Origin of the sequence: [Micrococcus luteus] ATCC 49442 (genome assembly GCF_010367585.1) — a bacterium.
In the GTDB taxonomy this organism is placed as follows: domain Bacteria; phylum Actinomycetota; class Actinomycetes; order Actinomycetales; family Micrococcaceae; genus Arthrobacter; species Arthrobacter luteus_A.
In genome coordinates this window covers 42327-66018 of sequence record NZ_JAAAXP010000001.1, presented here as the reverse complement: position 1 = coordinate 66018, position 23692 = coordinate 42327, and the positions used below count along the sequence as shown (strand labels likewise).

The 23692-nt window shown below is 64.8% G+C and carries 24 protein-coding genes; 9 read left to right on the top strand and 15 right to left on the bottom strand.

Translation table 11 applies throughout. The features are described 5' to 3' along the window. Nucleotides 1-41: 41 nt before the first annotated feature. Nucleotides 42-881, bottom strand: coding sequence for an anti-sigma factor (locus GUV69_RS00330; RefSeq protein ID WP_164198764.1), 840 nt, complete (start codon nucleotides 879-881; stop codon nucleotides 42-44). 8 nt (nucleotides 882-889) lie between these two features. Then, nucleotides 890-1504 (bottom strand): RNA polymerase sigma factor SigE, encoded by a 615-nt coding sequence (sigE, locus tag GUV69_RS00325; RefSeq protein ID WP_164198763.1) that lies wholly within the window; start codon nucleotides 1502-1504, stop codon nucleotides 890-892. Nucleotides 1505-1734: 230 nt separating this feature from the next. Between sigE and GUV69_RS00320 the strand changes: the two genes are divergently transcribed. Further along, entirely contained in the window at nucleotides 1735-2367 is a 633-nt protein-coding gene (locus GUV69_RS00320) for an O-methyltransferase (protein ID WP_164198762.1), read from the top strand. A gap of 78 nt (nucleotides 2368-2445) precedes the next feature. Here the strand turns inward: GUV69_RS00320 and GUV69_RS00315 are convergent, their stop codons facing one another. The 4 genes from GUV69_RS00315 to GUV69_RS00300 all read right to left on the bottom strand — a co-directional run bounded on the left by GUV69_RS00315 (nucleotide 2446) and on the right by GUV69_RS00300 (nucleotide 5311). Continuing rightward, a complete protein-coding gene (locus GUV69_RS00315) occupies nucleotides 2446-2613 on the bottom strand; it encodes a DUF3117 domain-containing protein (protein WP_009357720.1) in 168 nt (55 codons plus the stop codon). 234 nt (nucleotides 2614-2847) lie between these two features. Next, nucleotides 2848-4095 (bottom strand): hypothetical protein, encoded by a 1248-nt coding sequence (locus tag GUV69_RS00310; protein WP_431197083.1) that lies wholly within the window; start codon nucleotides 4093-4095, stop codon nucleotides 2848-2850. Next, nucleotides 4092-4505: a DivIVA domain-containing protein gene (locus GUV69_RS00305; protein WP_164198761.1), complete on the bottom strand. Its 414-nt coding sequence runs from the start codon at nucleotides 4503-4505 to the stop codon at nucleotides 4092-4094. Before GUV69_RS00305 ends, GUV69_RS00310 begins: the two co-directional genes overlap by 4 nt. A gap of 23 nt (nucleotides 4506-4528) precedes the next feature. Beyond that, nucleotides 4529-5311, bottom strand: coding sequence for an LOG family protein (locus GUV69_RS00300; RefSeq protein WP_164198760.1), 783 nt, complete (start codon nucleotides 5309-5311; stop codon nucleotides 4529-4531). Between the two features lie 115 nt (nucleotides 5312-5426). Here GUV69_RS00300 and GUV69_RS00295 point away from each other — a divergent pair, with 115 nt between their 5' ends. The 4 genes from GUV69_RS00295 to GUV69_RS00280 all read left to right on the top strand — a co-directional run bounded on the left by GUV69_RS00295 (nucleotide 5427) and on the right by GUV69_RS00280 (nucleotide 8754). Continuing rightward, on the top strand, nucleotides 5427-6182 hold the full coding sequence (locus tag GUV69_RS00295) for an amino acid ABC transporter ATP-binding protein (protein WP_164198759.1): 756 nt from the start codon (nucleotides 5427-5429) through the stop codon (nucleotides 6180-6182). A 72-nt stretch (nucleotides 6183-6254) separates the two neighbouring features. Then, complete coding sequence (locus GUV69_RS00290; RefSeq protein WP_164198758.1) at nucleotides 6255-7142, top strand: glutamate ABC transporter substrate-binding protein; 888 nt, start codon at nucleotides 6255-6257, stop codon at nucleotides 7140-7142. 107 nt (nucleotides 7143-7249) lie between these two features. Further along, nucleotides 7250-7900, top strand: coding sequence for an amino acid ABC transporter permease (locus tag GUV69_RS00285; protein WP_164198757.1), 651 nt, complete (start codon nucleotides 7250-7252; stop codon nucleotides 7898-7900). After that, entirely contained in the window at nucleotides 7897-8754 is an 858-nt protein-coding gene (locus tag GUV69_RS00280; protein WP_164198756.1) for an amino acid ABC transporter permease, read from the top strand. The genes GUV69_RS00285 and GUV69_RS00280 overlap by 4 nt, the downstream gene beginning before the upstream one ends. A 75-nt stretch (nucleotides 8755-8829) precedes the next feature. Here GUV69_RS00280 and GUV69_RS00275 read toward each other — a convergent pair whose 3' ends face one another. From GUV69_RS00275 to dapE, 3 genes are all read right to left on the bottom strand, one after another. Continuing rightward, entirely contained in the window at nucleotides 8830-9873 is a 1044-nt protein-coding gene (locus tag GUV69_RS00275; protein ID WP_164198755.1) for an L-idonate 5-dehydrogenase, read from the bottom strand. Nucleotides 9874-9904: 31 nt separating this feature from the next. Next, complete coding sequence (locus tag GUV69_RS00270) at nucleotides 9905-11182, bottom strand: Nramp family divalent metal transporter (protein WP_164198754.1); 1278 nt, start codon at nucleotides 11180-11182, stop codon at nucleotides 9905-9907. Between the two features lie 318 nt (nucleotides 11183-11500). Next, a complete protein-coding gene (dapE, locus tag GUV69_RS00265; RefSeq protein WP_164198753.1) occupies nucleotides 11501-12637 on the bottom strand; it encodes a succinyl-diaminopimelate desuccinylase in 1137 nt (378 codons plus the stop codon). A 51-nt stretch (nucleotides 12638-12688) separates the two neighbouring features. Between dapE and dapD the strand changes: the two genes are divergently transcribed. Next, nucleotides 12689-13717: a 2,3,4,5-tetrahydropyridine-2,6-dicarboxylate N-succinyltransferase gene (gene dapD / locus GUV69_RS00260; protein WP_164198752.1), complete on the top strand. Its 1029-nt coding sequence runs from the start codon at nucleotides 12689-12691 to the stop codon at nucleotides 13715-13717. 40 nt (nucleotides 13718-13757) lie between these two features. Beyond that, nucleotides 13758-14582 carry a transglycosylase SLT domain-containing protein gene (locus GUV69_RS00255; protein ID WP_431197082.1) on the top strand — a complete coding sequence of 275 codons (825 nt, stop codon included), beginning with the start codon at nucleotides 13758-13760 and terminating at the stop codon, nucleotides 14580-14582. Nucleotides 14583-14622: 40 nt separating this feature from the next. Here GUV69_RS00255 and GUV69_RS00250 read toward each other — a convergent pair whose 3' ends face one another. After that, nucleotides 14623-15234, bottom strand: coding sequence for a hypothetical protein (locus GUV69_RS00250; RefSeq protein WP_164198750.1), 612 nt, complete (start codon nucleotides 15232-15234; stop codon nucleotides 14623-14625). Nucleotides 15235-15327: 93 nt separating this feature from the next. Continuing rightward, nucleotides 15328-15939, bottom strand: coding sequence for a TetR/AcrR family transcriptional regulator (locus GUV69_RS00245; protein WP_164198749.1), 612 nt, complete (start codon nucleotides 15937-15939; stop codon nucleotides 15328-15330). Nucleotides 15940-16004: 65 nt separating this feature from the next. On the opposite strand from GUV69_RS00245, the gene galE reads away from it, so the two are divergent. Further along, nucleotides 16005-17018 carry a UDP-glucose 4-epimerase GalE gene (gene galE / locus GUV69_RS00240; protein WP_164198748.1) on the top strand — a complete coding sequence of 338 codons (1014 nt, stop codon included), beginning with the start codon at nucleotides 16005-16007 and terminating at the stop codon, nucleotides 17016-17018. A gap of 67 nt (nucleotides 17019-17085) precedes the next feature. On the opposite strand, the gene GUV69_RS00235 is transcribed toward galE, so the two are convergent. From GUV69_RS00235 to fdxA, 3 genes are all read right to left on the bottom strand, one after another. After that, entirely contained in the window at nucleotides 17086-18372 is a 1287-nt protein-coding gene (locus tag GUV69_RS00235) for a citrate synthase (RefSeq protein WP_164198747.1), read from the bottom strand. A 229-nt stretch (nucleotides 18373-18601) separates the two neighbouring features. Next, entirely contained in the window at nucleotides 18602-19738 is a 1137-nt protein-coding gene (dapC, locus tag GUV69_RS00230; protein ID WP_280113730.1) for a succinyldiaminopimelate transaminase, read from the bottom strand. A 13-nt stretch (nucleotides 19739-19751) separates the two neighbouring features. Next, nucleotides 19752-20078, bottom strand: coding sequence for a ferredoxin (gene fdxA / locus GUV69_RS00225; protein ID WP_013601705.1), 327 nt, complete (start codon nucleotides 20076-20078; stop codon nucleotides 19752-19754). A gap of 135 nt (nucleotides 20079-20213) precedes the next feature. On the opposite strand from fdxA, the gene GUV69_RS00220 reads away from it, so the two are divergent. Continuing rightward, entirely contained in the window at nucleotides 20214-20456 is a 243-nt protein-coding gene (locus GUV69_RS00220; protein ID WP_244292576.1) for a putative acetyltransferase, read from the top strand. 1054 nt (nucleotides 20457-21510) lie between these two features. Here the strand turns inward: GUV69_RS00220 and typA are convergent. After that, nucleotides 21511-23439, bottom strand: a complete 1929-nt coding sequence (gene typA / locus GUV69_RS00215; protein WP_164198746.1) for a translational GTPase TypA — start codon at nucleotides 23437-23439, stop codon at nucleotides 21511-21513. Nucleotides 23440-23692: the final 253 nt, after the last annotated feature.

The following is a 23692-nucleotide window of genomic DNA, read 5'->3' as shown; positions in this document are numbered from 1 at the left end:
CTCTGACGATTCGTGCCCGCCCGGTCCGGAACGTGCCCCGGTCACCGCGTCAGCAACTCCCCGATTTTACGGATTCCGCGCTCCAGCCGGGCGGCCGGCGAATCATCTTGTGCCGTATCCGGCGCGGCGTCCGGGGACGTGCCGGCATCGATCCCTTCGACGGCAACAGCACTGAGCCGCTGGAGCACCGGAAGGGCGTCGTCGGCCACGTCGGCAGGAAGATCGGACTCGAGCGTGAACCTGCCTGCCGCCGTTTCATACGTGGCCGTCCAGGGAGCCTGCTTGCTGACCACCAGGCTCCCGACGTTTCCAGCAGGGTCCACGGGATGCTGTTCCACGACTGTGGCGTAGTGCTGCCCGTCTGAAAGGTGCAGCTCCACCGCAGGCATGCCGTTGACCGTAATGGCATTCGCGCTCCGCACGTGGAAGCCGAGGCTCTCAAGCTCCGGGCAGACCCACCCCTCGGAGCGAAGTGCGGACAATTGCGGGGCGGTGAGCTCCCTCCCGTCAGCGGGCACCTGGGCGGCCTGCTGCAACAGGTTCCCGTTCAGGGCCGGCCCCGCCAACGGAAGGCTGTCCCCCGCCAGCGCGAAGGCGCCCACGGCAAGGAGACCCGCGGCGGCGGCTGTCCCGCCGGCCGTCAGTGCCAGGACGCGCACTGCTGAGGGCTGGCCGGGCGACGGCGACGGCGTGGCCGCGAGGAGTTCTGTCCTAGCCAGCAGGCGGGCTGTGAGGTCATCGCTGGCAGGCGGAACGGAAGCTTCGCGGAGCCGCTGGATGTACTGGCGTTCACGCTGGACGGCGGCCGCGCACTCTCCGCAGCTCTGTAGATGCCCGGCACCGCGGTGATGGCGGCGGCCGAAGGGGTTCTGGAGCGTCATGGTGCCGATCAGAGAATGCTGGCGATGCGCGGCAGTGACAGCTTGGGCTTCCGGCCCTGCTGTGGCCGGGGATCACGATGGGCCAGCTTTTCGCGCAGCATGGTCCGCCCGCGGTGGATCCGCGACCGCACCGTCCCGAGTTTTACCCCAAGGGCGGCGGCGACCTCGTCATAGGAAAGGCCCTCCAGGTCACACAGCACGACGGCGGCGCGGAAGTCCGGCGGCAATTCCTCCAGGGCTGCCTGGACGTCAAGGTCGAGGTTGTTGAGCTCGAAGCTCTGCTCCGGCCCTGGTTCCCGTCCCGGGATCCGGGATTCTGCGTCCTCCGCCAGTGCGTCGAACCTGATGCGGCTCTTCCGGCGCGCCTGATCGAGGAACAGGTTGGTGGTGATGCGGTGCAGCCAGCCGTCGAGTGTTCCCGGCTTGAAGTTTTCCAGCGAACGGAAGACCCGCACGAACACCTCCTGCGTGAGATCCTCGGCGTCGTACTTGTTCCCGGTCAGGCGGTAGGCAAGCCGGTATACCTTGGCGGAGTGGTTGGCCACCACTTCCTCCCAGGTCGGCCTGACCCATACAGCGGCAGAAAGGTCGGTTGCAGGGACAGGTGCCGCATCTGCTGACATCGTCCACTCCCATCGTGGATTACTATCGCCCGGATACTGTTGACATCTCTGGTTCGGCGCCGATCACCTCACGGATGAGCGGATCTCCATCATTTCAAAGTTCGCTGGGAATTTCCTGATCGGCGGGGGTCTTCAGCCGAAGGCGCAACGGATTCCTTCCGCTGCTGGCAGCCACGGACGCAGTACGCTGTACTAGACACTCCCCCTGCCGCCCAGAAAGCGAATCCCCCATGAGCGCCGACAAGTCCACGAGCTGGTCCTACGCAGAAGATCTGCCCGCCGAGGATGAGGTCATGCTGCGGGCCAGGGAGCGCTCCTTCGAGTTGGGCGTGACGCCGATCGGCGCAGGCGTGGGAGCCGTCCTGACGGTCCTGGCTGCAGGCTCCAAGGCCCAGACGGCCGTCGAAATCGGAACCGGCGCGGGCGTTTCGGGTGTGTGCATCCTGCGGGGATTAGGCCCGCAGGCGGTGCTGACCACCATCGACGTTGACGTGGAACACCTGAAAGCCGCGCGCGAGGCATTTTCGGAGGCCGGCAGCCCGGCCAACCGCACGCGGACCATCTCGGGCCGTGCCGGCGACGTCCTGCCGCGCCTGACCGACGCCGCCTATGATCTGGTGTTTATCGACGCCGACAAGCCCGGCTTGCCCGGCTACGTGGAGCAGGCTGTCCGGCTGCTGAAGACCGGCGGGCTGCTGATCATCAACGACGCCCTGGACAAGGACCGGGTTGCCAACCCTGCTGCCAGGGACGCCAACACGGTGGTCCTGCGCCAGGTCGGCAGGGCGATTCGCGACGACGAACGGCTGGCTTCCGCGATGCTGCCCACCGGCGACGGCCTGCTGCTGGCGGTCAAGAAATAGCGGCAGTCACGACATAGAAAAGGGTCCGCAGCCAATCGGCTGCGGACCCTCGCCCAGCGAAGTTATTCGGCCACCAAATTACTCGGTAACGCCGACGAGGCATTCCTTAAGATTGGCCGCCTCCGCCGCGTTAAGTTCCACCACAAGGCGTCCGCCGCCTTCGAGCGGAACGCGCATAATCAGGCTGCGGCCCTCCTTGGTAACTTCCATAGGGCCGTCGCCGGTGCGAGGTTTCATAGCCGCCATGAGGAATTTCCCCTCCAATTAGTCCCAGAACATATCAGCCCGGACGGGCTGTATCCGCGTAGTCAAATCAAGCCGCCATGGCGGCCCGTACTGATGCCGCCATGCGTGAACATTTCTGAATCCTGTTGTCCTTGCTTACTCCCTATTATCCTGTAATTACCCGCACGTAGCTAATCGATGGACATTTACGGCCACGTCGGATTGTCGGATTTGTCAGACCGGCCCCGCCAGTGATCAGGGCGGATAATCTCCGCCGCCCGGAAGCTGGGCCCACGCCCACAGCCAGACGATCCATACGATCTGGAGCAGGACAAACATGGTCAGGACGGTGCCGCGGTAGGCCCGTGACCGGGACAGCAGCGCCGCGGCGAGGGCCAGCGGAAACAGCGGAAGCAGCATCCGGAAGGTGCTGGTCTGCGGGTGCAGGAAAAGCAGCAGATACGCCATGTAGCAGGCACACCACAGACGGAGCTCAGCACCCAGGCGCAACACTGGCCTGGAGAAAAGCAGGAGCGCAAAGAGCCCCGCAAAGACGAACGGCGCCAGCACCCCAAGGACGGGACCGAAAAGGTCCACGCCCGTATCGAACCAGGGTTTGAAGAGCACGAGGTCGTGGCCCCGCCACACAGTCTCCGTTTTGGTGTAGGCAGCAATGTCTCCTGTGGCGGCCCAGGCCGCTGCCGGCCAGACCAGGGCTGAGGCACCGCACACGGCGGTGAGTCCCGCAAGGGAAACGAGTCCCCGCGGGCTGTGGGAGCCCTCCGGCGCCTTACGGAAACGTTCCACCGTGCGCGCGAGGAAGAGCAGTCCCAGCATGGCCGCAAATGGAACCCCCACCGGGCGGGAGAGGCACAGGAGCACCACCACCGGCATGGCCAACAGGTAGTTCCGGCGGATGACCAGCATGAGTGCGGTGGCCAGCAGGAAGAGGGTCAGGGGTTCGGCGTAGGGGACCTGGAGAATGGCGGAGGCGGGAAAAGTCGCGAAGAACGCCGTCCCCCATGACGCTGCGCTGTGTGAAGCCTTGTGCCTGAAAAGGCAGTACACGGCAAGGGAGGCGCCCAGCCCGGAGAGCATCGCCACCACTGTGAGCGCCGCCGCCGGGCTTGCCCCGGTCAGTCCGGCGAGCGCCCTGCCAAGGGCCGGAAACAGCGGGTAAAAGGCCCATTCATTTTCCAGCACATTGCCCGCGGCGTCCGTCGGCAGCGGGGCCGGGTACCCGTCGGTGATGATCCGCGCATACCAGCGCGCATCCCAGATGTTGATGAAATTCCAGTAATCGGGCTTGGGAGGAAACCAGGGATTGGGTCCCTGGTGGAGGGCCGCCGCCATGAAGATGCACGCGGTGACCAGTCTGGCAGCGACGTACAGGACTGCCACCTGCAGCCACCACGGCCAGCGCCGGACCGCACCCGCGGCGCGCACCCCGAGTGCGGTGAGTGACGCCGTCGGGCCCGTCCGGTCCCCTGTGTCAGTACTCAAGCGCCTGCCTCCGGCCGGGCTGCCCGCTCAGCCCCGTCCAGACGCGCCCGGAGCTGCGCCAGTTCCGCATCCTTGGCGGCGAGCTGGTCGCGAAGTTCGTCGAGGACCTGGTCCACCTGATCCATGCGATAACCACGGAGACCGAGGGAGAACCTGACATGGTCTATGTCCGCCGGGGCGGGGTTGGCGGGCAGCAGCACAGGCGGCAGGTTGGCCGGGGGCTGGGTGAAACCGCCGTACAGCAGCCCCGTCCCGGGCGGCTGATGGCCGGCCGGGTCCGCGCCCGGATCAGGTTCGGAGCTGCGGCGGACGCCGCGCAGGATGCCCCGGCGCCCGCCGACGCCTGCCCAGAGGGTGGCACCGATCAGCAACACGGCGAGGAAGACCAGGAAAAAACTCACAGCACCCATCGTGCCAGATGTGGACGCACCGGCTATTCGGGCCGCTGCTCCCCGTTGGTGGAGGGGACCGGGGCTGTTCCCAGCACACGCTCCACCGCTTCGGCGGGATCGTCCACCACCTGGATCAGGTCCAGGTCCTTTTCCGAAACCATGCCCTCGGCCACCAGGGTGCCACGGATCCATTCGATCATCGGACCCCAGAAGTCGACGCCGAGGAGCACAATGGGGAACGAGGTCACCTTCCGCGTCTGGACCAGGACCATTGCTTCGAACAGTTCGTCGAGAGTCCCGAGGCCGCCGGGGAGGACGATGAAGCCTTGGGCATACTTGACGAACATGGTCTTCCGGGCGAAAAAGTAGCGGAAGTTGATGCCGAGGTCCACCCATTGGTTCAGGCCCTGCTCAAAGGGCAGTTCGATGCCCAGGCCAACGGAGACGCCGTTCCCTTCAACAGTGCCGCGGTTCGCAGCCTCCATGGAACCGGGACCGCCGCCGGTAATGACGGCCACGCCTGCTGCCGCCAGATGGCGGCCCACGGCCATGCCCATTTCGTAGTACTGGCTGCCGGGTTTTGTCCGCGCTGACCCGAATACGCTGACGGCCGGTCCCAGATCGGCGAGGGCACCGAACCCTTCCACAAACTCGCTCTGGATCCGGAGGACACGCCAGGGATCCGAATGGACGAACTGCCCGGCTCCCTTGGTATCAAGCAGATGCTGATCGGACATCTCGACGGCTGCCTGCTTACGGCGAAGTTCGAGGGGCCCTTTACGGCGCGGCTGGGAAGTTTTGGCCGGATCTGCGTTGATGCTCATCCCCCAAGGCTAATGCCACGCTGCCGCGCCCGTGGCAGGTATCTCTTGAATCACGATCCGCGGCAACATGGGGTGATTCCCGTCATATGCGGTCTTTGTTCGCTAGATTCTTCTTATGACTACTCATGTGCCCGGCGACGCGCTCGTCTCCCTGAATGGTGTGAATAAGCATTATGGTCAGCTGCACGTTCTGAAGGACATTAATCTTCAGGTCAAGAAGGGCGAAGTGGTTGTTGTCATCGGCCCCTCAGGCTCGGGCAAGTCCACGCTGTGCCGTGCCATCAACCGCCTGGAAACCATCGAGGCCGGCACCATCAGCATTGATGGCAAGGTACTGCCGGAGGAAGGCAAGGAGCTCGCGCAGCTCCGCGCCGACGTCGGCATGGTGTTTCAGTCTTTCAACCTCTTCGCGCACAAGACCATCCTTGAGAACGTGACGCTTGGACCCATCAAGGTCAAAGGCGTAGCCAAGGCGCAGGCAGACAAGGAAGCCATGGCCCTGCTGGAGCGGGTAGGCGTGGGTCATCAGGCCCCCAAGCTCCCGGCCCAGCTCTCCGGCGGACAGCAGCAGCGTGTGGCCATCGCCCGCGCCCTGGCCATGAAGCCAAAGGTCATGCTTTTCGATGAGCCCACGTCTGCCCTCGACCCCGAGATGATCAACGAGGTCCTTGATGTCATGATCCAGCTGGCCAAGGAAGGCATGACCATGGTGGTGGTCACGCACGAGATGGGCTTCGCGCGGAAAGCCGCCGACCGGGTGGTCTTTATGGCCGACGGCCAGATCGTGGAAGACGCCAAGCCCGAGGAATTTTTTACCAACCCCAAGAGTGACCGTGCCAAGGACTTCCTCTCCAAGCTGCTCACGCACTGATTCCCCTTACCGAACACACACTCCAGTTCGCATCCTGGCCGTGACCCACGGCCAATCAATGAAAGGAATGTCATGAAGGCATTTATGACCCGCCGGAAGTCGTTCTTCGTGGCGGCTACCGCCGCCCTTGCACTGTCCCTGAGCGCCTGTGGCGGCGGCACGCCGGGCGCCACCGACAACCCCACCGTGGCCGACAAGCCGACATTCGCCGCAGGCACCACCATGGAGAAGCTGGCCTCTGCCGGCACCATCAAGATTGGCACCAAGTACGATCAGCCGCTCTTCGGCCAGGTTGGCCTGGACGGCAAGCCGGTCGGCTTCGACGTCGAGATGGGCAAGCTCATCGCCGCCAAGCTTGGTATTGCAGCGGACAAGATCGAGTGGTCCGAAACGGTCTCCGCCAACCGCGAACCCTTCATCGAGCAGGGCAAGGTTGACCTGGTGATCGCCACGTACACCATCAACGACAAGCGCAAGCAGGTTGTCAGCTTCGCCGGGCCGTACTACGAAGCCGGGCAGGCGCTGATGGTGAACAAGGACAACACCTCCATCACCAAGCCTGAAGACGTTGCGGGCAAGAAGGTCTGCTCCGTGACCGGCTCCACCCCGGCAGCCACCATCGTGGACAAGTACGGTGCGGAGCTTGTTCCGGCCGCAACCTACTCCGCGTGCCTTGAGCCGCTGCGCAACAAGCAGGTTGAAGCCATCACCACGGACAACGTGATCCTGGCCGGTTTTGTGGACAAGGAGCCGGAGGCCTTCAAGCTGGCCTCGGATGAAACCTTCACCAAGGAGCCCTACGGCATCGGCCTGAAGAAGGATGACACGGAATTCCGTAACTGGATCAACGACCAGCTCGAGGAATTCGCGAAGGACGGGTCCTACAAGAAGGCCTGGGAAGCCACTGCAGGTTCGGTCATCAAGACCGCCCCTGAGCTTCCCGCCATCAACCGCTACTAACTAACACCGGGTAGCAACGGCGGTTTCCGGGGACAAGGTGCACAGTGCCTCCCCCGGAAACCGCCAGCCTGTTTTTCGACCCTCTACGCCCAGAGCCGAAGGATCCTATGGAAGTCATTCTCGAAAACCTCCCCCTGTATTGGGAAGGCCTTCTCCGCACTCTTTTCCTGTCTGTCGTCTCCGGGATTATCGCCCTGATCGTCGGAACCCTTCTGGCCGCCGCCCGCGTCTCCCCCGTCGCGGCCCTGCGCGGGTTCAGCATGGTTTACGTGGAAGTCCTGCGGAACACGCCCCTGACCATCGCCTTCTTCTTCGCGGCTATCGTCCTGCCTCGGCTCGGCGTGACCTTCGAACAGTTCGAGGTCGCCGCCATCATCGCCCTCAGCGCATATACCGCGGCCTTCATCGCAGAAGCTGTCCGCTCCGGTGTCAACAGCGTGCCGATCGGCCAGGCGGAAGCAGCGCGAAGCATTGGCATGAAGTTTGGCCAGGTGCTTTCACTCATCATCCTCCCGCAGGCCCTGCGGACGGTGATTCCGCCGCTGATCAACATCCTCATTGCCCTGGTAAAGAACTCCTCCGTCGCGGGCGCGTTCTTCGTCCTTGAGCTGTTCGGCTACGGCCGCCAGATGGCCAATGCCAACGGCGACCAGGTCATGGCTGTACTGCTGGGCGTGGCGTTCTTCTATCTGCTCCTCACCGTTCCGCTGGGCATCCTGGCCAGCACGGTGGAACGAAAGGTGGCGATTGCCCGATGACTTCAGTCCTCTACGACGTCCCGGGCCCCAAGGCCCGCCGGGTTTCGCTGATCGGTTCCATCATTGGCACGGTGGTGATCCTCGGCCTGTTGGTGTTTATCATCATGACCCTTGCCCAGCAGGGCATCTTCGAAGGCCGCCGCTGGGCCATCTTCACCCGGGGCGATGTCTGGATGCTGCTCGGAAACGGCATCGGGGCAACCCTCAGCGCCGCCGCCATTGCTGCAGTGATTGCCTTTCCGCTCGGCCTGATGCTCTGCCTCCTGCGCATCTCCCTTGTGGCCTGGATCCGGATCCCCACCCGGGTGGTCCTCGAGTTCCTGCGCGGCATGCCGGTTGTCCTCATGATGCTCTTTGTCCTGCTGGTGTTCGGCACCAGCTCGTTCGTCGCGGTGATCGCCGGGCTGGTCCTTTACAACGCGGCCATCTTCGCGGAAATCATCCGCGCGGGCATCCAGTCACTGCCGAAGGGACAACGTGAAGCCGGCCTGACCATCGGCCTGACCAGCTTCCAGTCCCGGATGCTGATCGAACTGCCGCAGGCTGTGCGCCGGATGATGCCGTCACTGGTTGCCCAGCTGGTGGTTCTCCTGAAGGACACCTCGCTGGGTTACATCGTGGCCTACGGTGAGCTGCTTCGCGCGGTCCAGGTGATGGCGGACTTCCTGGGGAACGCGTTCCTGTTCCCCATCTTCTTCGTCGCCGCCGCGATCTACATTGCGATCAACATCTGTGTTTCACGGATCGCGGTCTGGATCGAACGCCGCGGCTCCACGAAGGCTGCCGGCGGTGTTGCCAAGGCTCCAACCGCCGTCGTTGCCCCGGAGCTGCCGGAAGTCCGGGAACCCAAGTAGCACTATCCAACACACAACAAGGGGTCCGCAGCCGCAAGGCTGCGGACCCCTTGTGGTTTCCCCGCAGGCCCGGCGTCAGCCGAGGCGGATCATGACCTTCGAGGATCCGGAAGTCCGGTCCGCAGCGATCTCAAAGCCAGCCAGCGCGTCCACGAGCGATACCTCATGTGTCATCAGTGGGGAGACATCCACACCACCGGCCATGAGCTCCAGGGCAGCGGAGATTTCGTCGACAAACCGGTACGATCCCCGGTAGTCAATCTCCCGCGTCACGATATTGCCCAGGGCAGCGTTGACCTCGCCCGCAGGGAGGTTACCCACCTGGACCAGAACGCCGCCGCGCCGGACGGCAGCGATGACGCCGCCCAGCGCGCGTGGTGCTCCGGAGGCCTCGATGGCGACGTCGACGTCGGCCGGGAGGACACCGCCATCGGCCGGGTTCACTGTGGCGTCGGCACCCATCCGGCGGGCGATCCCCAGCGCAGCGGCGGACAGGTCCGAGGCCACCACGTGGGCAGCACCGCCAGCTTTGGCCGCCGCAACGGCCAGGGCACCGATAGGTCCGCACCCGTTGACCAACACTGTCCTGCCGGTCACGTCACCGGCACGCGCCAGGGCGTGCAGTGCTACACCAAACGGCTCGGCGAGGGCTGCCTGCTTGAGGCTGACGCCGTCCGGAACTACGCGCAGTTGCCCGGGGCGAACGGCGCGGTAGCGACTGAATCCGCCCTGCTCGTGCGGCGCGAACGCGGCGGAGCCAAGGTAGCGTACCTCGGGCCAGAGGTTGCTTCGGTGGGCGGTTTCGGCCGGCACCTGGTGGTCGCCCACCAAGGTTGCCGGATGCACCGTTACCGGTGCGCCGATCCCGATCCCCTGGCGGGCCAGTTCCGACGCCGCTTCTGTTCCGATGGCGGCGATCCTGCCGGCTACCTCATGGCCCAGCACTAGCGGGTCGCGCAGAACCGCAGTGCCTGAGGCGCCGTGCCTCCAATACGCGATATCGGAGCCACAAATGCCGCCCCATTCCATCGCAATGAGCACCTCGCCGGGTCCGCAATCGGGCTCCGCGATTTCTTCGACCCGTAGGTCGTCCTTGCCGTGCACTACAACTGCCTGCATGCCTGTTGTCCTCCCTGCGCCTGCCGGCGAATCAGAATATGTTGACCAGGCCCATAACGCCGACGAAGAAGATGGCCGCTGCGCTGAGGATGAGCATGACAGTGAACGGCTTTCCGTCCTTCACCCGGGGATCGGTTTGGACGCGGGAGAGGTAGATCGTGGCCGCCGCGACGCCCATCAGGAACACGGCGTTGAGGATACCTGCGAGGACCACAAGGGCAAGGGGCGAGGAAACAACAGTTCCGAAGAGTCCCCACACAACGGGCAGCACGATCATGATCACGCGCATCCAGCGGTCACGCTGTTTCTGGTTGCTCCAGTCAAAGGCACCGAACACAGCCAGGGTGTTGCCAACCTGACGCCCAAGGCTCGGCACATTGGCAACAATGGTTTTGAACAGTGCGATGCCGGCGCCGACCAGGAACACCACGGCGCCCCACTGGCCCACAGTACTGGAGAAAATACTGGCAATGGTGCTCATGACAGCATCGCCCTTGGGCACGATGCCCTGCGGGTGCAGGACAGCCGCCCCGAGCATGTAGAAGGCAGCAGTGGAGACCGTGTAGACAACCCAGGAAACCCAGGCGTCGAGCTTCATCACGGCAATCCAGCCACGGGCACGGTTGGCCCACGCCTCGGACCCGTCATTCTTGCCCGACCAGGCGGCGTAGCCCTTTTCAACGCACCAGTATGTGTAGGCGGTGATTTCTCCGGCACCCACGCCGGTGAGGCCGAACATGGACAGCGCAATACCCATCGAACCCAAGGCGATCTGGAAACGCATGCCGTCGCCCAGGTCGGCCATGTTCCAGCTGAATTCGGTGCCCTGCAGGGAGAACAGCATAACCACTGCAAAGGCAGTAACGAGGAACACCAGCAAGGTTGAGACGCCCTCGACGACGGTGTACCTGTTGGTCAGGTGGATCGCGATTGCGATCACCACCAGGATGGCCACCCAGCATCCGATGGAGAGGAACGAGTAGGGCTCGCCTCCGATGGGCAGCAGCGAGGAGAACGCGAAGGCCGAAGCACTGATCACGCCTGCCTGGCTGGTAAGGAACTGAACGAACATCAGCAGCACCAGCCAAGCCATCCAGCCGCGCTTGGCGATCTTGGGCGGCACCTCGTTGTAGCCGGTCACGGCCACCTTGCCAGTGGAGATGGACCGGCGGCCCAACTCAATCTGAACCCAGACCTTGATGAACGTGGAGATGAGGACCAGCCACAGCAGCATGAAGCCGGCCTGGGCTCCAAGCGCGGTTGCCGTGAGGAGTTCACCGGAGCCCACCACAGCAGCCGATGTGATCATTCCGGGTCCGAGGAATTTGAAGCGGCCCCGCCATGTTGTGGGAGGCTCCTGGATATCCTATGGATCCAGCGCGTACGGATCGGCGATCTCGCTGGTGGCGTGGGCCGGGCCGGACGTTGTTATTGACATACGGGTCCTATGAAACGAGCTGGCTGCACCAGCCGGAAGTGGACGGCTCACCGCAGCAGAGAAGTGCCGGAGGTGGGCACCTCGTCTATGAGGCGCCCTTAAGCCTTCGCTAGTGTAATAGGATCTTTGGCAACTTTGACAACCGATTGCCACAAGTGTTGAGATTGCCGTGCCCGGAGGGCCCCCGGGTCAGGCGGCGAGCCAGCTCCGCAGGGCCCGCAGGCACTCCCGGATGGCTTCGGCGTCGACGTGTTCCTCGTCCTTGTGCGCCAGCAGCGGATCACCGGGGCCGAAGTTCACCGCCGGGATTCCCAGTTCGCTGAACCGCGCGACGTCGGTCCAGCCGTATTTCGGTTTGGGCTCGGCTCCCACGGCGGCCACGAATGACGCCGCCGCGGGGTGGTTGAGTCCCGGGCGCGCGCCGGCCGCAGCATCCGTGCGGACGACATCAAAGCCTTCGAGCAGTTCCCGGACGTGGGCTTCGGCCTGGTCCGGGGACTTATCCGGCGCGAAACGGTAGTTGATCTCCACCACGCAGCGGTCCGGTATGACGTTGCCGGCCGTGCCTCCATTGATCTTCACCGCGTTGAGGCTCTCCCGGTAATCGAGGCCGTCCACGTTGACGGTCCGGGGTTCGTAGGCCGCCAGCCTGGCCAGGATGGGTGCGGCGGCGTGGATGGCGTTGCTGCCCATCCACGCCCGGGCGGAATGTGCGGCCTCCCCCACGGTGGTGGCTTCGAAGCGGCTGGTGCCGTTGCAGCCGCCTTCAACGGTGCCGTGCGTCGGTTCCAGGAGAATGGCGAAGTCGCCGTCCAGCAGGTGGCCGTGGCTGCGGACCAGGCGGCCCAGCCCGCTCTTCACGGCCTCCACTTCCTCATGGTCGTAAAACACGAAGGTGACGTCCCGCACCGGCGACGCGCCGTCGTCGAACATTGTGGCCGCCAGCGCGAGCTGGACTGCGACGCCGCCCTTCATGTCCGTGGCGCCGCGCCCATAGAGGACACCCTCCCCCGGCGTGCCGGACGCCCAGGTGGAAGGTACGGTGCCGCGTGCGCCTTCCGTTGCGGGCAGCGGGACCGTGTCCAGGTGCCCGGCAAGGATGACTCGTTCCGCCCGCCCCAGCTCGGTGCGCGCGATGATTGAGTCGCCGTCGCGGACCACCCGGAGCTGCGGAATGGCCCGAAGGGCGGCGTCAACGGCGTCCGCCAGCTCCGTCTCATTCCCGGACACACTGTTGATGTCCATCAGCGCGGCGGTCAGCATGGCAACGTCCTGGCGCAGGTTCAACGTCGCGGCGGTTGGTTCAGGGGCGGTCTCGGCAGTCACGTTGCCAGTCTAGTTCGAACCCTGCCCCCGGCTCTCGCTAGACTGGAGGGCATGACTGAGACCGCTACTTCCGCCGTGCCCGAAGACCAGAACGCAACCTCCGAAGACCGCTCCGCCTACGGCTTCGGCCTGGCCACCATCGCCGCTGCCGGCGGAGAAGCCACCGTCCTGGACGTCTGGTTCCCGGCGCCGGCACTGGGCATCGCGGCCGAAAGCCTGCGGGCCGTGGAGAACGCGGACGCGACGCTCCTCCAGCTTGCCGAAGAGGGCGCCGACGCGGACCGCGGCACCGAGCAGAAGGTGGTCTTCGTCCAGATCAACCTCGACGAGGCCCCGGCAGACACCGCCGACGCCTACCTTCGCCTGCACCTCCTCTCGCACCGCCTGGCCCGGCCCAACACCATTAACCTGGACGGCATCTTCGGCCAGCTCCCCAACGTGGTCTGGACCAACTTCGGCCCTGCCGCTGTTGAAGGCTTCGAACTGACGCGCGCCAGGCTGCGCCGCCGCGGCGCCGTCACTGTCTACGGGATCGACAAGTTCCCCCGCATGGTGGACTACGTTGTGCCCTCCGGCGTCCGGATTGCCGACGCCGACCGCGTCCGCCTGGGTGCCCACCTCGCCGAAGGCACCACCGTGATGCACGAAGGTTTTGTGAACTTCAACGCCGGCACCCTGGGCACCTCCATGGTGGAAGGCCGCATCTCCGCCGGCGTCGTCACCGGCGACGGCAGCGATGTGGGCGGCGGCGCCTCCATCATGGGCACCCTGTCCGGAGGCGGCAAGGAGCGCATCGCCGTGGGTGAGCGGGTCCTGCTCGGCGCCAACTCCGGCGTCGGCATCAGCATCGGGGACGACTCCGTGGTGGAGGCCGGCCTTTACGTCACCGCCGGCACGCGCGTGCGGGTTCCCGGCCCCAAGGACGAAGTAGGCGAGGACACCACCAAAATCGTCAAGGCAGCAGAACTGTCCGGTGTGCCCAACCTCCTCTTCCGCCGCAACTCCACCACGGGAGCCGTCGAAGCCCTGCCCCGCAAGGGCCAGACCGTGGAACTCAACGACGCCCTCCACGCCAACTAACCCGTTGGCAGCACGTGGACGTGGTTTCCGGCGCGCCACCGTGCTCCTGCTTACCCTGGCTCTGCTGGCCGGCGCCGTCTATACGGTGATGGCGTTTGTGCAGCGCTCCGAAACCCTCGTGACGGAGCGCTGCACAGCCGACGTCGGGACGCAGCACGCGGAACTCGCAACGGACCAGGCGGCTAACGCGTCGCTGATCACGGCGGTGGCCGTTCAGCGCGGGCTTCCGCCGCGGGCCGCCAGCATCGCCCTGGCGACGGCCATGCAGGAATCCAAGCTGCGCAACATAGACCACGGAGACCTGGCCGGGCCGGATTCCCGCGGCCTGTTCCAGCAGCGCCCGTCGCAGGGGTGGGGAACCACGGAACAGGTCATGGATCCGTACTACGCCGCCAACGCCTTTTACGATGCCCTGGTCAAGATTCCCGGCTATGAGACTTTGGAGATCACCGACGCCGCCCAGCGCGTCCAGCGCTCGGCGTTCCCCACCGCCTACGCCCAGCACGAGGTGATGGGCCGCGCGTTCGCTTCCGCACTGTCCGGCCAAACGCCGGAAGCGATGGAGTGCACACTGCGTGCACCGCAGGAAGCGGGCCAGCCCGGCAGCGTCGGAGCGGAACTGGCCCAGGCCTACGGAGCGCTGGGGACTTTCCCGGACGGCGACTCGCTGGTTGTTGAGGCCGGCGGCAGCCAGGCCTGGTCCGTGGCGCACTGGGCCGTTGCCAACGCCAAGGATCTGGCCGTGACGCAGGTGGACGTTGCCGGCCGGAGCTGGCTCCGGGAGGATCAGGGTGGGTGGCAGGCGTCGGACGCGCCGGAAGGCCAGGTCCGGATTACACTGGCGCCTGCGGGCACCGGGGACTGAACCAGCTGACCCGCTGCCCGGCGCGTTGCCCACAGCCTCCTCAGGCGAGGATTTCCACCACCGGCTGGACGTAGCTGCGGAAGAGCTCCGGCTGGGACATCAGGTTGTGGCTCATGATGATCTTGTCCGGCTCCAGGTACCACGCCCGCTGTTCATTCAGCGGCAGCTCAATGATGGTCAGGTTAAAGTCCCGTGCCTCCCGGCCAATCTCCATCAGCCGGTCGTCCACCATGTCGCCCAGCAGCTGGTCCGAGCCGCTCGCGATGCGTTCAGCCTCCAGCCGCGCGTATTCGCTGCGGCGCTCCCGTGCCCACGTCAGGGCGGAACCGAAGTGCGCCTGCAGGACGCGCTGGAGGGCCGGGGAATTGCCGAAGGCTTCAAAGTCCGGCGGGGACAGTTCCGGTGACGTCTGGGGATGCGCCTTGAGCAGCTGTTCCCACCAGGCCTCCCATTCCGTTTTCAGTGCGCTGACTCCGCCGACGTCGGCGGTGAGGTGCGAATGGTCGGCGTGGCGGACTTTGGGCGCCGCATGCGAAAGTGCTGGGTGGCCCGCGCCGTCGAGACCTGCCGCGTCGCGGACGAACAGCGCGATCATCAGGGGTCCGGACGTGTCCGTGGTGATCTGCCAGCCGGAACCACCTGTGTTGTGCATTCCATCTCCTCCTGTGGCCTGCCTGGACCGGCTTGGTTGGCCGGTCCGCTCCCCCGGCTCCCAGTCTATTCCCGTTGCCAGCGGACGGTAATGTCAGGCGGCAAGGCTCCTGAGGTGCCGGTCCAGCACATCATGGCACATCTGCGCGGTCATCCATTCGGGCTGCAGAAGTGCGTGCATGCAGAGTCCGTCCAGCGTTGCCAGCAGCCGCTCTGCTTCGATCGTCAGCGACTGCTGCCCGTCGCCGTCGTCCCTCACCAGAGCCGTAATAACCTGTCCGACGACGGCGGCCACCTCGCGGTGGCTGCGGTCGGCTTCGGCCGCGAGGAAGGGCCGGATCCTGGCGGCGTTCTTGAAGGCCATCCAGACACACGCGTCCACGGCGCGCTCTTCGTCCAGCGGCAGGAATTCACCCAGGAGAGTTAAAACAGCGTTGTGCCGGGCGTCCGATCCCGTTTCGCTCGCCGCCATGTCCGGCAGGGCTGCGGTGAGCCGTGCCAGGATCCGGTCCACCACGGCGGCGAAGGAGAACCTGAGCAGCTCGTCACTGCCGGCAAAATAGTGCCGGACGGAACCGACGGCCAGCCCGGCCTCATCGGCCACCTCGCGCAGGGACGCCCGTTCCAGCCCGTCCACGGCAATGATCCGGAAGACAGCATCAACAATCTCGGCACGGCGGGCTACGGCATCAACAATTTTGGGCACCCTTATTATTTAGCACACCCGTGCTGGAATCTATCCATCGGCGGAATTGGGATAGCGTGGGAGGCATGAAAATTCTGGTCACAGGTGGCACCGGGTACATCGGCTCGCACACTGTTTTGTCCCTGCAGGAAGCCGGTCACGACGTTGTGGTGATCGACAATCTGGTGAACTCCAGCGAAGAATCGCTGCGGCGTGTTGCCGAGCTCAGCGGCAAGACCGCCGACTTCCACAACGTGGACCTCGTGGACGAGGCCGCGGTGGAAAAAGTGTTCGCCGGTCAGTCGATCGACGCCGTCATCCACTTCGCCGGCCTCAAAGCCGTGGGCGAGTCCGTGCGCGAACCGCTCAAGTACTACTACAACAACCTCGTGGGCACGCTGATCCTGATCCGGGTCATGGACCGCCATGACGTTCGTTCCATCGTCTTCAGCTCCTCCGCCACCGTCTACGGCGAGCACAACCCCGTCCCCTATGTGGAGAAAATGGAAATCGGCGCCAACAACCCGTACGGCCGCACCAAGGAACAGATCGAGGACATCCTTGCGGACCTGGGCGCCGCGGACAGCCGCTGGCACATCGCCCTGCTGCGCTACTTCAATCCCGTGGGCGCTCACCCGTCCGGCCGCATCGGCGAGGATCCCCAGGGCATCCCCAACAACCTGGTGCCGTTCATCGCGCAGGTGGCCGTTGGGCGCCGCGAAAAGCTGATGGTGTTCGGCGGCGACTACGACACTCCTGACGGAACGTGCCTGCGCGACTACATCCACGTCGTCGACCTCGCCGAAGGCCACGTCGCCGCACTGAACCACGTCGCGGACCGCACCGGCGTCTTCCGGTGGAACCTTGGGTCCGGCAAGGGCTCCTCCGTCCTGGAGGTCCTGCGGTCCTTCGAGAAGGCCGTGGGACAGCCCATCCCCTACGAGATCACCGAACGCCGCGCCGGTGACCTCCCGGCCTTCTGGGCGGACGCCACGTCGGCCCTGGCAGACCTCAGCTGGTCCACCACCAAGACCGTTGACGAAATGTGCGAGGACCACTGGCGCTGGCAGAAAAACAACCCCCAGGGCTACAACGCCTGAAGCACGACAGCGGCCGGCCACCTTCGCGAAGAAGGTGACCGGCCGCCGTCGAGTCAATCAGATCAGGTCAGCGGACCGGGTAGTCGCGCTCCGGCTCGCCGATGTAGAGCTGGCGCGGGCGGCCGATCTTGGTGTTGGGATCGCTGATCATTTCACGCCACTGGGCGATCCAGCCCGGCAGGCGGCCGATGGCAAACAGCACGGTGAACATCTTCTCCGGGAAGCCCATGGCCTTGTAGATCAAGCCGGTGTAGAAGTCCACGTTCGGGTAGAGCTTGCGCTGGATGAAGTAGTCATCGTTCAGCGCCTTCTCTTCCAGGCGCAGGGCGATCTCCAGGAGTTCGTCGTTGCCGCCGAGCTTGCTGAGGATCTCGTGGGCCGTGGCCTTGACGATCTTGGCGCGCGGATCGTAGTTCTTGTAGACGCGGTGTCCGAAGCCCATGAGACGGACGCCGTCTTCCTTGTTCTTGACCTTCTCCATGTAATCCTCGGGCTTGGTGCCGTCGGCCTGGATCTGGCGGAGCATCTTGAGGACCGCTTCGTTGGCGCCGCCGTGGGCGGGGCCGAAGAGGGCGTTGATGCCGGCGGAGACCGAGGCGAAGAGGTTCGCGTTGGAGGAGCCCACCAGGCGCACCGTGGAGGTGGAGCAGTTCTGCTCGTGGTCCGCGTGAAGGATCAGCAGCAGGTCCAGGGCCTTGGCAATTACCGGGTCCACCTCGTACTGCTCTGCCGGCAGGCCGAAGCTGAGGCGCATGAAGTTTTCCACGAGGTTGTGGGAGTTGTCCGGGTACAGCATCGGCTGGCCGATGGACTTCTTGTGCGCATAGGCAGCGATGACCGGCATCTTGGCCATGAGGCGGATGGTGGAAACTTCCACCTGCTCGGCGTTGAACGGGTCCAGGGAGTCCTGGTAGAACGTGGACAGGGCCGACACGGCCGACGACAGCACAGGCATCGGGTGGGCGTCGCGCGGGAAGCCGCTGAAGAAGCCCTTGAGCTCCTCGTGCAGCAGGGTGTGGCGGCGGATCTTCTGGTCGAACTCTTCCAGCTCCGTGGGGCTGGGCAGGTTGCCGTAGATCAGGAGGTAGGAAACTTCGAGGAAGCTGGAGTGCTGCGCCAACTGCTCGATGGGATACCCGCGGTAGCGCAGGATGCCCGCATCGCCGTCGATGTAGGTGATCGCAGAGGTGGTTGCTGCGGTGTTCATGAAGCCGGGGTCAAAGGTGACTGCGCCCGTCTGCTTCAGGAGCTTGGAAACGTCGTAGCCTTCGTTTCCTTCAACAACCTGGATGCGCGGGAGCTTGAGCTCGCCCCCTGCATGGTGCAGGGTTGCGCTGTTGTTGGTCTCAGTCATGGAGTCCCCTTCATGAGGCGTCTGGGCCTCTGTCGAAAGCTTGATCCAACATCCGGTGAGCCGCGCACGGGTCCTGTTCCTTCAGGATTCCAACGCACGGGCTGCCTTCTTGTAGAAAGCCACCATTGATAGTCACTTAAAAAGTACCGTCCCCATGGCAGGTGTCACTAATCGGCGGCCGTCGAAGTCCCCACAAAACAGGGCGTTTGTGGTACGAGTCACACGATTGTTACGGCGCTGCGGCCAGCCGGGCCACTGCCGCGTCAATCCGCTCGTCGGTTCCGGTGAGGGCGACGCGCACGTAACCGTTGCCGGTTTCGCCATAAAAGACGCCCGGTCCCACCACAATGCCAAGGTCCGCCAACCGGGCCACGGTTTCCCACGTGCCTTCCCCGGCGGTGCACCAGAGGTAGAGTCCGGCGTCGGAATCCTTGATTTCCAGACCGAAGCGCTGCAGCGCGGGCACCAGTCGTTCACGCCGTCCCCTGTAAAGGTCCTTCTGGGCCAGGACATGGGTGTCGTCGCCCAGCGCAACGCGCATGGCTTCCTGGACAGGGTACGGCACAATCATGCCGGCGTGCTTGCGGCTGTTCACGAGGTTGGCCATGATGGCGGGGTCGCCGGCAACGAAGGCTGCACGGTAGCCCGCAACGTTGGACTGCTTGCTGAGCGAATAAACCGCCAGCAGGCCTTCTTGGGAGTCGCCGGCAACACGGGGATCCAGGACGCTGGGAACCGGATCGCCTCCGCGCTGCACGTCCCAGGCACCCCAGCCGAGCTCGGCGTAGCACTCATCCGATGCCACCACCGCGCCGAGTTCGCGTGCCTGCGCCACCAGCGTCTTGAGCGACTCAACGTCGCGTACGCTTCCGGTGGGGTTCCCCGGGGAGTTGACCCAGATGAGGCGCACCCTGGCGCGGGTGTCGGCGTCGAGCTCGTCCAGGTGGTCAGTGGCCACGGACGTGGCACCGGCCAGCGTTGCCCCGATGTCATAGGTGGGGTACGCCACCTTGGGGCGGACCACAACGTCGCCCGGCTTAAGTCCGAGCAGGAGCGGCAGCCACGCCACCAGTTCCTTGGAACCAACTGTCGGCATCACGTTCTTCGGGTCCAGGCCGGGGACACCACGGCGGCGGTCGAACCACGCCGCAATGGCTTCCCGCAGCCCGGCCGTACCGTGCACCGTAGGGTATCCGGGCGCGTCAGCGGCGGCTTTGAGGGCCTCCTGGATCAGGGCCGGCGTAGGGTCCACAGGCGTGCCGATGGAGAGGTTGACCGCCCCGCCAGGATACTCGGAAGCCTTGGCGAGGTACGGGGCCATGGCCTCCCACGGATAATCGGGCAGGCTCAGGCCAAAAGAGGTCACCGGGTTGCCCGGCTCAGTGGTCTTGGTTCTGCGGCGGCAGGGCGGCAATCATCGGGTGGTCCTTGCCCGTGTTGCCAATCTTCGCGGCGCCGCCGGGTGAGCCCAGGTCATCGAAGAATTCGACGTTGGCCTTGTAGTAATCGGCCCATTCCTCGGGAGTGTCATCTTCGTAGTAGATGGCCTCAACCGGGCACACAGGCTCGCAGGCACCACAGTCGACGCACTCATCGGGGTGGATGTACAGCGAACGCTCACCCTCGTAGATGCAGTCGACCGGGCACTCCTCAATACATGCCTTGTCCTTGACATCTACACACGGCTGCGCGATTACGTACGTCACGTCCCTTGCCTCTCCACGTTGTTTCCGGCGACCGCCGGCACTTGAATCCGGCACATAATCCGGACTGTTGACTTCTGAGCTTATTATCCCCCAGCCCGTTCCCGCGAACCTAGCGGGCCGCCTTAGTATGAACTGGTGAGTCCCGCCCAGCCTACGCCCCGCGAATTCCTGGCCGCCGCCACGCCCGGAACCCGGGTTGTGGTCCGCTACCGGATCGACGGCGGGCTGACAGACGCTGTGGGCCATCTGGTGGCCACGGACGACGGCGAGTGCACAGTCAGGACGCGGAAGGCCGACGTCGTGATCCCCCTGGACCTCGTGGTCGCCGCGAAGGAAGTCCCGCCCGCCCCCAAGCGGCGCCGCCCGTCTGCGCAGTAGCGGCGCCGGTCGCTGCGCAGGGACCTCCCGGGCACACGGAGCGGGGGTGTCAACGCGCAGAGCGGTACGTTGCAAGGGCCTGATGCACCATCCGCACGAACTCCCCGGCTGGCTGACCAGCATCTCGAAGGTCACCCTGAGCGTGGGGAAACCACGGACAACGGTAACGTTCCATCGCCGCCTGTCCTCCCTGTACGCTGACCGCGTGCTGTGGTGGGCATATCCGTCCGTCTCAATACCCAGCAGCCCATCAACGAGAAGGTCCAGGTGGCCCATCCCCGGAATGTTGACCTGCAGCTCGACCGTGAGCCCCGCTTCTTCCAACAGATACCGGGCCATCGTCTCGATTATGGACCCGGATTGAGGCCGGATCCTTGCCACCAGGCCCAGAATGCTCTTTTCACGTAGCGCCGGAAACCGTTCCCTGAGGGCCGGAAGTTGAACCAGCCCCTTCTTCACCGCAGATTCCGCGATGGTCAAGGCCTCAAGCGGCGGCAGGCAGCGGAGCGTTTGGCACACAATATCCAGGGACGTCAACGGAATGTTGCTTCGATGGACCACGCATCCAGCTAGGGGCCTGCCGTGCCGTGCGGCCAGATGCGGCATGTGGGGAGCCCGGACAACCCACAACCCCGCTTCCGCTGCAGCCGTGACGCAGCCTGGGACGGCGTAATGGCGCCCGGCGTGGATGCGCCAGGGCGCTGCGTCGGGCAGCGCATAAACGCCCCGGGCCACCCGTTGGACCGACGCATCGAGCACGCCGGCTTCAATGTTCCGGCGGGAGACTCCGGCCTGCCGCAATGAACTGGAACTGGCGACGCCACCCAGGGCAGCCAGCGCATCGGTAAGGGTTCGCATGGTTGCATACTGCCGTCCGCCAAGGCCCGGACGCAGCAATGGGGGCTGCTATGTGGGCAACCCGTGAGTGCCACGACGCCCGGCATGAGCGCGCCGGGAGCGTTCCTGCGCATCGGAACCAGGCTTCAGCGCGCAGCCGGAACGCAAGAATGCCACCGGCGAGGTGCCGGTGGCATTCTTGGGAAACTCCGGGCGGTTAGACCTTGGCGCGGGCGCGGTTGGCCTTTGCACGCTCGTTGGTGTCCAGGATGAGCTTGCGGATACGGATGGACTCCGGGGTCACCTCGACGCACTCGTCTTCGCGGGCGAACTCGAGGGATTCTTCGAGGGTCAGGTCGCGCGGCGGCGTCAGGTTCTCGAAGGTGTCCGAGGAAGCGGCACGCATGTTGGTGAGCTTCTTTTCCTTGGTGATGTTCACGTCCATGTCGTCAGCACGGGAGTTCTCGCCGACGATCATGCCCTCGTAGACCTCGGAGGTGGGCTTGACGAAGAACGAGCCACGTTCCTGCAGGTTGATCATGGCGAACGGCGTCACCACACCGGCACGGTCCGCGATCATCGAACCGTTGGTACGGTATTCGATCGGGCCGGCCCAGGGCTCGTAGCCCTCGGCGATGGATGCCGCGATACCGGCGCCGCGGGTGTCCGTGAGGAACTTGGTGCGGAAACCGATCAGGCCACGGGCCGGGACGATGAATTCCATCCGGCACCAGCCAGTGCCATGGTTGGCCATGTTGGTCATGCGGCCCTTGCGGGCTGCCATCAGCTGGGTGACAGCGCCGAGGTACTCTTCGGGCACGTCGATGGTCATGTGCTCCATCGGCTCGTGGATCTTGCCGTCGATGGTCTTGGTGACCACCTGGGGCTTGCCGACGGTCAGTTCGAAGCCTTCGCGGCGCATCTGCTCCACGAGGATGGCCAGCGCGAGCTCACCACGGCCCTGGACCTCCCAGGCGTCAGGACGCTCGGTGGGCAGGACTTTGAGGGAGACGTTACCGATCAGTTCCTTGTCCAGGCGGTCCTTCACCTGGCGGGCCGTGACCTTGGCGCCCTTGACCTTGCCGGCCAGCGGGGAGGTGTTGATACCGATGGTCATGGAGATCGCGGGATCGTCCACGGTGATCAGCGGCAGCGGCTGCGGGTTGTCGACGTCGGTGAGGGTCTCACCGATGGTGATTTCCTCGATGCCGGCGACGGCGACGATCTCGCCGGGACCGGCGGACTCGGCCGGAACGCGGTCCAGGGCCTTGGTGGCCAGCAGTTCGGTGATCTTGACGTTCTTGAGCTCGCCATTGGCGCGGGCCCAGGCAACGGTCTGGCCCTTGCGCAGGGTGCCGTTGTAGATGCGCAGCAGGGCGAGACGGCCCAGGAACGGCGAGGCGTCAAGGTTCGTCACGTGTGCCTGCAGCACGCCGTTCGGGTTGTACGTCGGGGCCGGGATGTGCTCGATGATGGTCTTGAACAGCGGCTCAAGGTCCTCGTTTTCCGGAGCGGAGCCGTCGGCGGGCTGGTCCAGGGACGCGCGGCCCACCTTGGCGGCGGCGTAAACGACGGGAACTTCGAGGATCTTGTCCAGGTCAAGGTCCGGAACTTCGTCAGCAAGGTCCGAGGCGAGGCCCAGGAGCAGGTCCATGGACTCGTGGACAACTTCCTCGATGCGCGCATCGGGACGGTCCGTCTTGTTCACCAGGAGGATGACCGGCAGGTGCGCGGCCAGGGCCTTGCGCAGCACGAAGCGGGTCTGGGGCAGCGGGCCCTCCGAAGCATCAACGAGCAGCACAACGCCGTCAACCATGGACAGGCCGCGCTCCACCTCGCCACCGAAGTCGGCGTGGCCGGGGGTGTCGATGACGTTGATGGTGATTGTCTCGCCGTTGGAGGACGGTCCGTTGTAGGCCACCGTGGTGTTCTTGGCCAGGATGGTGATGCCCTTTTCGCGCTCCAGGTCACCGGAGTCCATCACACGGTCTTCGAGGTGGTTGTGTTCGGCAAAGGAGTTGGTCTGCTTGAGCATGGCGTCGACCAGGGTGGTCTTGCCGTGGTCAACGTGGGCCACGATCGCGACGTTGCGCAGGTCACTGCGCGATGCAGTGGCTACCGCAGTGTTGGTGGTGGTTTCAGACATGCGTTATTGCTCGATTCAGTGGGTAAGCTGTACGTATCGCCGCATGTCCAACCGGAGTCCACGACGGATTGGCCCATTAACACAGGGCGCCTTCCATTAGTCTAATCGCTGCCATCTAAAAGCGCCTAAAAATCGTACAGCCATCCGGTCGGACGTTGCGTCGGACCGACGTGGCGTACCGGCTGCGACACCGATTTCCTGTGATCAAAGTCACTGGATTTTCCTGGGCTGATGCAGCATCATGGCTGTGACA

Excerpts from the sequence above, each read along its gene's own strand:
- GUV69_RS00330 (WP_164198764.1), bottom strand. The coding sequence starts at position 881 with ATGACGCTCCAGAACCCCTTCGGCCGCCGCCATCACCGCGGTGCCGGG.
- sigE (WP_164198763.1), bottom strand. The coding sequence starts at position 1,504 with ATGTCAGCAGATGCGGCACCTGTCCCTGCAACCGACCTTTCTGCCGCT.
- GUV69_RS00320 (WP_164198762.1), top strand. The coding sequence starts at position 1,735 with ATGAGCGCCGACAAGTCCACGAGCTGGTCCTACGCAGAAGATCTGCCC.
- GUV69_RS00315 (WP_009357720.1), bottom strand. The coding sequence starts at position 2,613 with ATGGCGGCTATGAAACCTCGCACCGGCGACGGCCCTATGGAAGTTACC.
- GUV69_RS00305 (WP_164198761.1), bottom strand. The coding sequence starts at position 4,505 with ATGGGTGCTGTGAGTTTTTTCCTGGTCTTCCTCGCCGTGTTGCTGATC.
- GUV69_RS00300 (WP_164198760.1), bottom strand. The coding sequence starts at position 5,311 with ATGAGCATCAACGCAGATCCGGCCAAAACTTCCCAGCCGCGCCGTAAA.
- GUV69_RS00295 (WP_164198759.1), top strand. The coding sequence starts at position 5,427 with ATGACTACTCATGTGCCCGGCGACGCGCTCGTCTCCCTGAATGGTGTG.
- GUV69_RS00290 (WP_164198758.1), top strand. The coding sequence starts at position 6,255 with ATGAAGGCATTTATGACCCGCCGGAAGTCGTTCTTCGTGGCGGCTACC.
- GUV69_RS00285 (WP_164198757.1), top strand. The coding sequence starts at position 7,250 with ATGGAAGTCATTCTCGAAAACCTCCCCCTGTATTGGGAAGGCCTTCTC.
- GUV69_RS00280 (WP_164198756.1), top strand. The coding sequence starts at position 7,897 with ATGACTTCAGTCCTCTACGACGTCCCGGGCCCCAAGGCCCGCCGGGTT.
- GUV69_RS00275 (WP_164198755.1), bottom strand. The coding sequence starts at position 9,873 with ATGCAGGCAGTTGTAGTGCACGGCAAGGACGACCTACGGGTCGAAGAA.
- GUV69_RS00270 (WP_164198754.1), bottom strand. The coding sequence starts at position 11,182 with ATGATCACATCGGCTGCTGTGGTGGGCTCCGGTGAACTCCTCACGGCA.
- dapD (WP_164198752.1), top strand. The coding sequence starts at position 12,689 with ATGACTGAGACCGCTACTTCCGCCGTGCCCGAAGACCAGAACGCAACC.
- GUV69_RS00250 (WP_164198750.1), bottom strand. The coding sequence starts at position 15,234 with ATGCACAACACAGGTGGTTCCGGCTGGCAGATCACCACGGACACGTCC.
- galE (WP_164198748.1), top strand. The coding sequence starts at position 16,005 with ATGAAAATTCTGGTCACAGGTGGCACCGGGTACATCGGCTCGCACACT.
- GUV69_RS00235 (WP_164198747.1), bottom strand. The coding sequence starts at position 18,372 with ATGACTGAGACCAACAACAGCGCAACCCTGCACCATGCAGGGGGCGAG.
- typA (WP_164198746.1), bottom strand. The coding sequence starts at position 23,439 with ATGTCTGAAACCACCACCAACACTGCGGTAGCCACTGCATCGCGCAGT.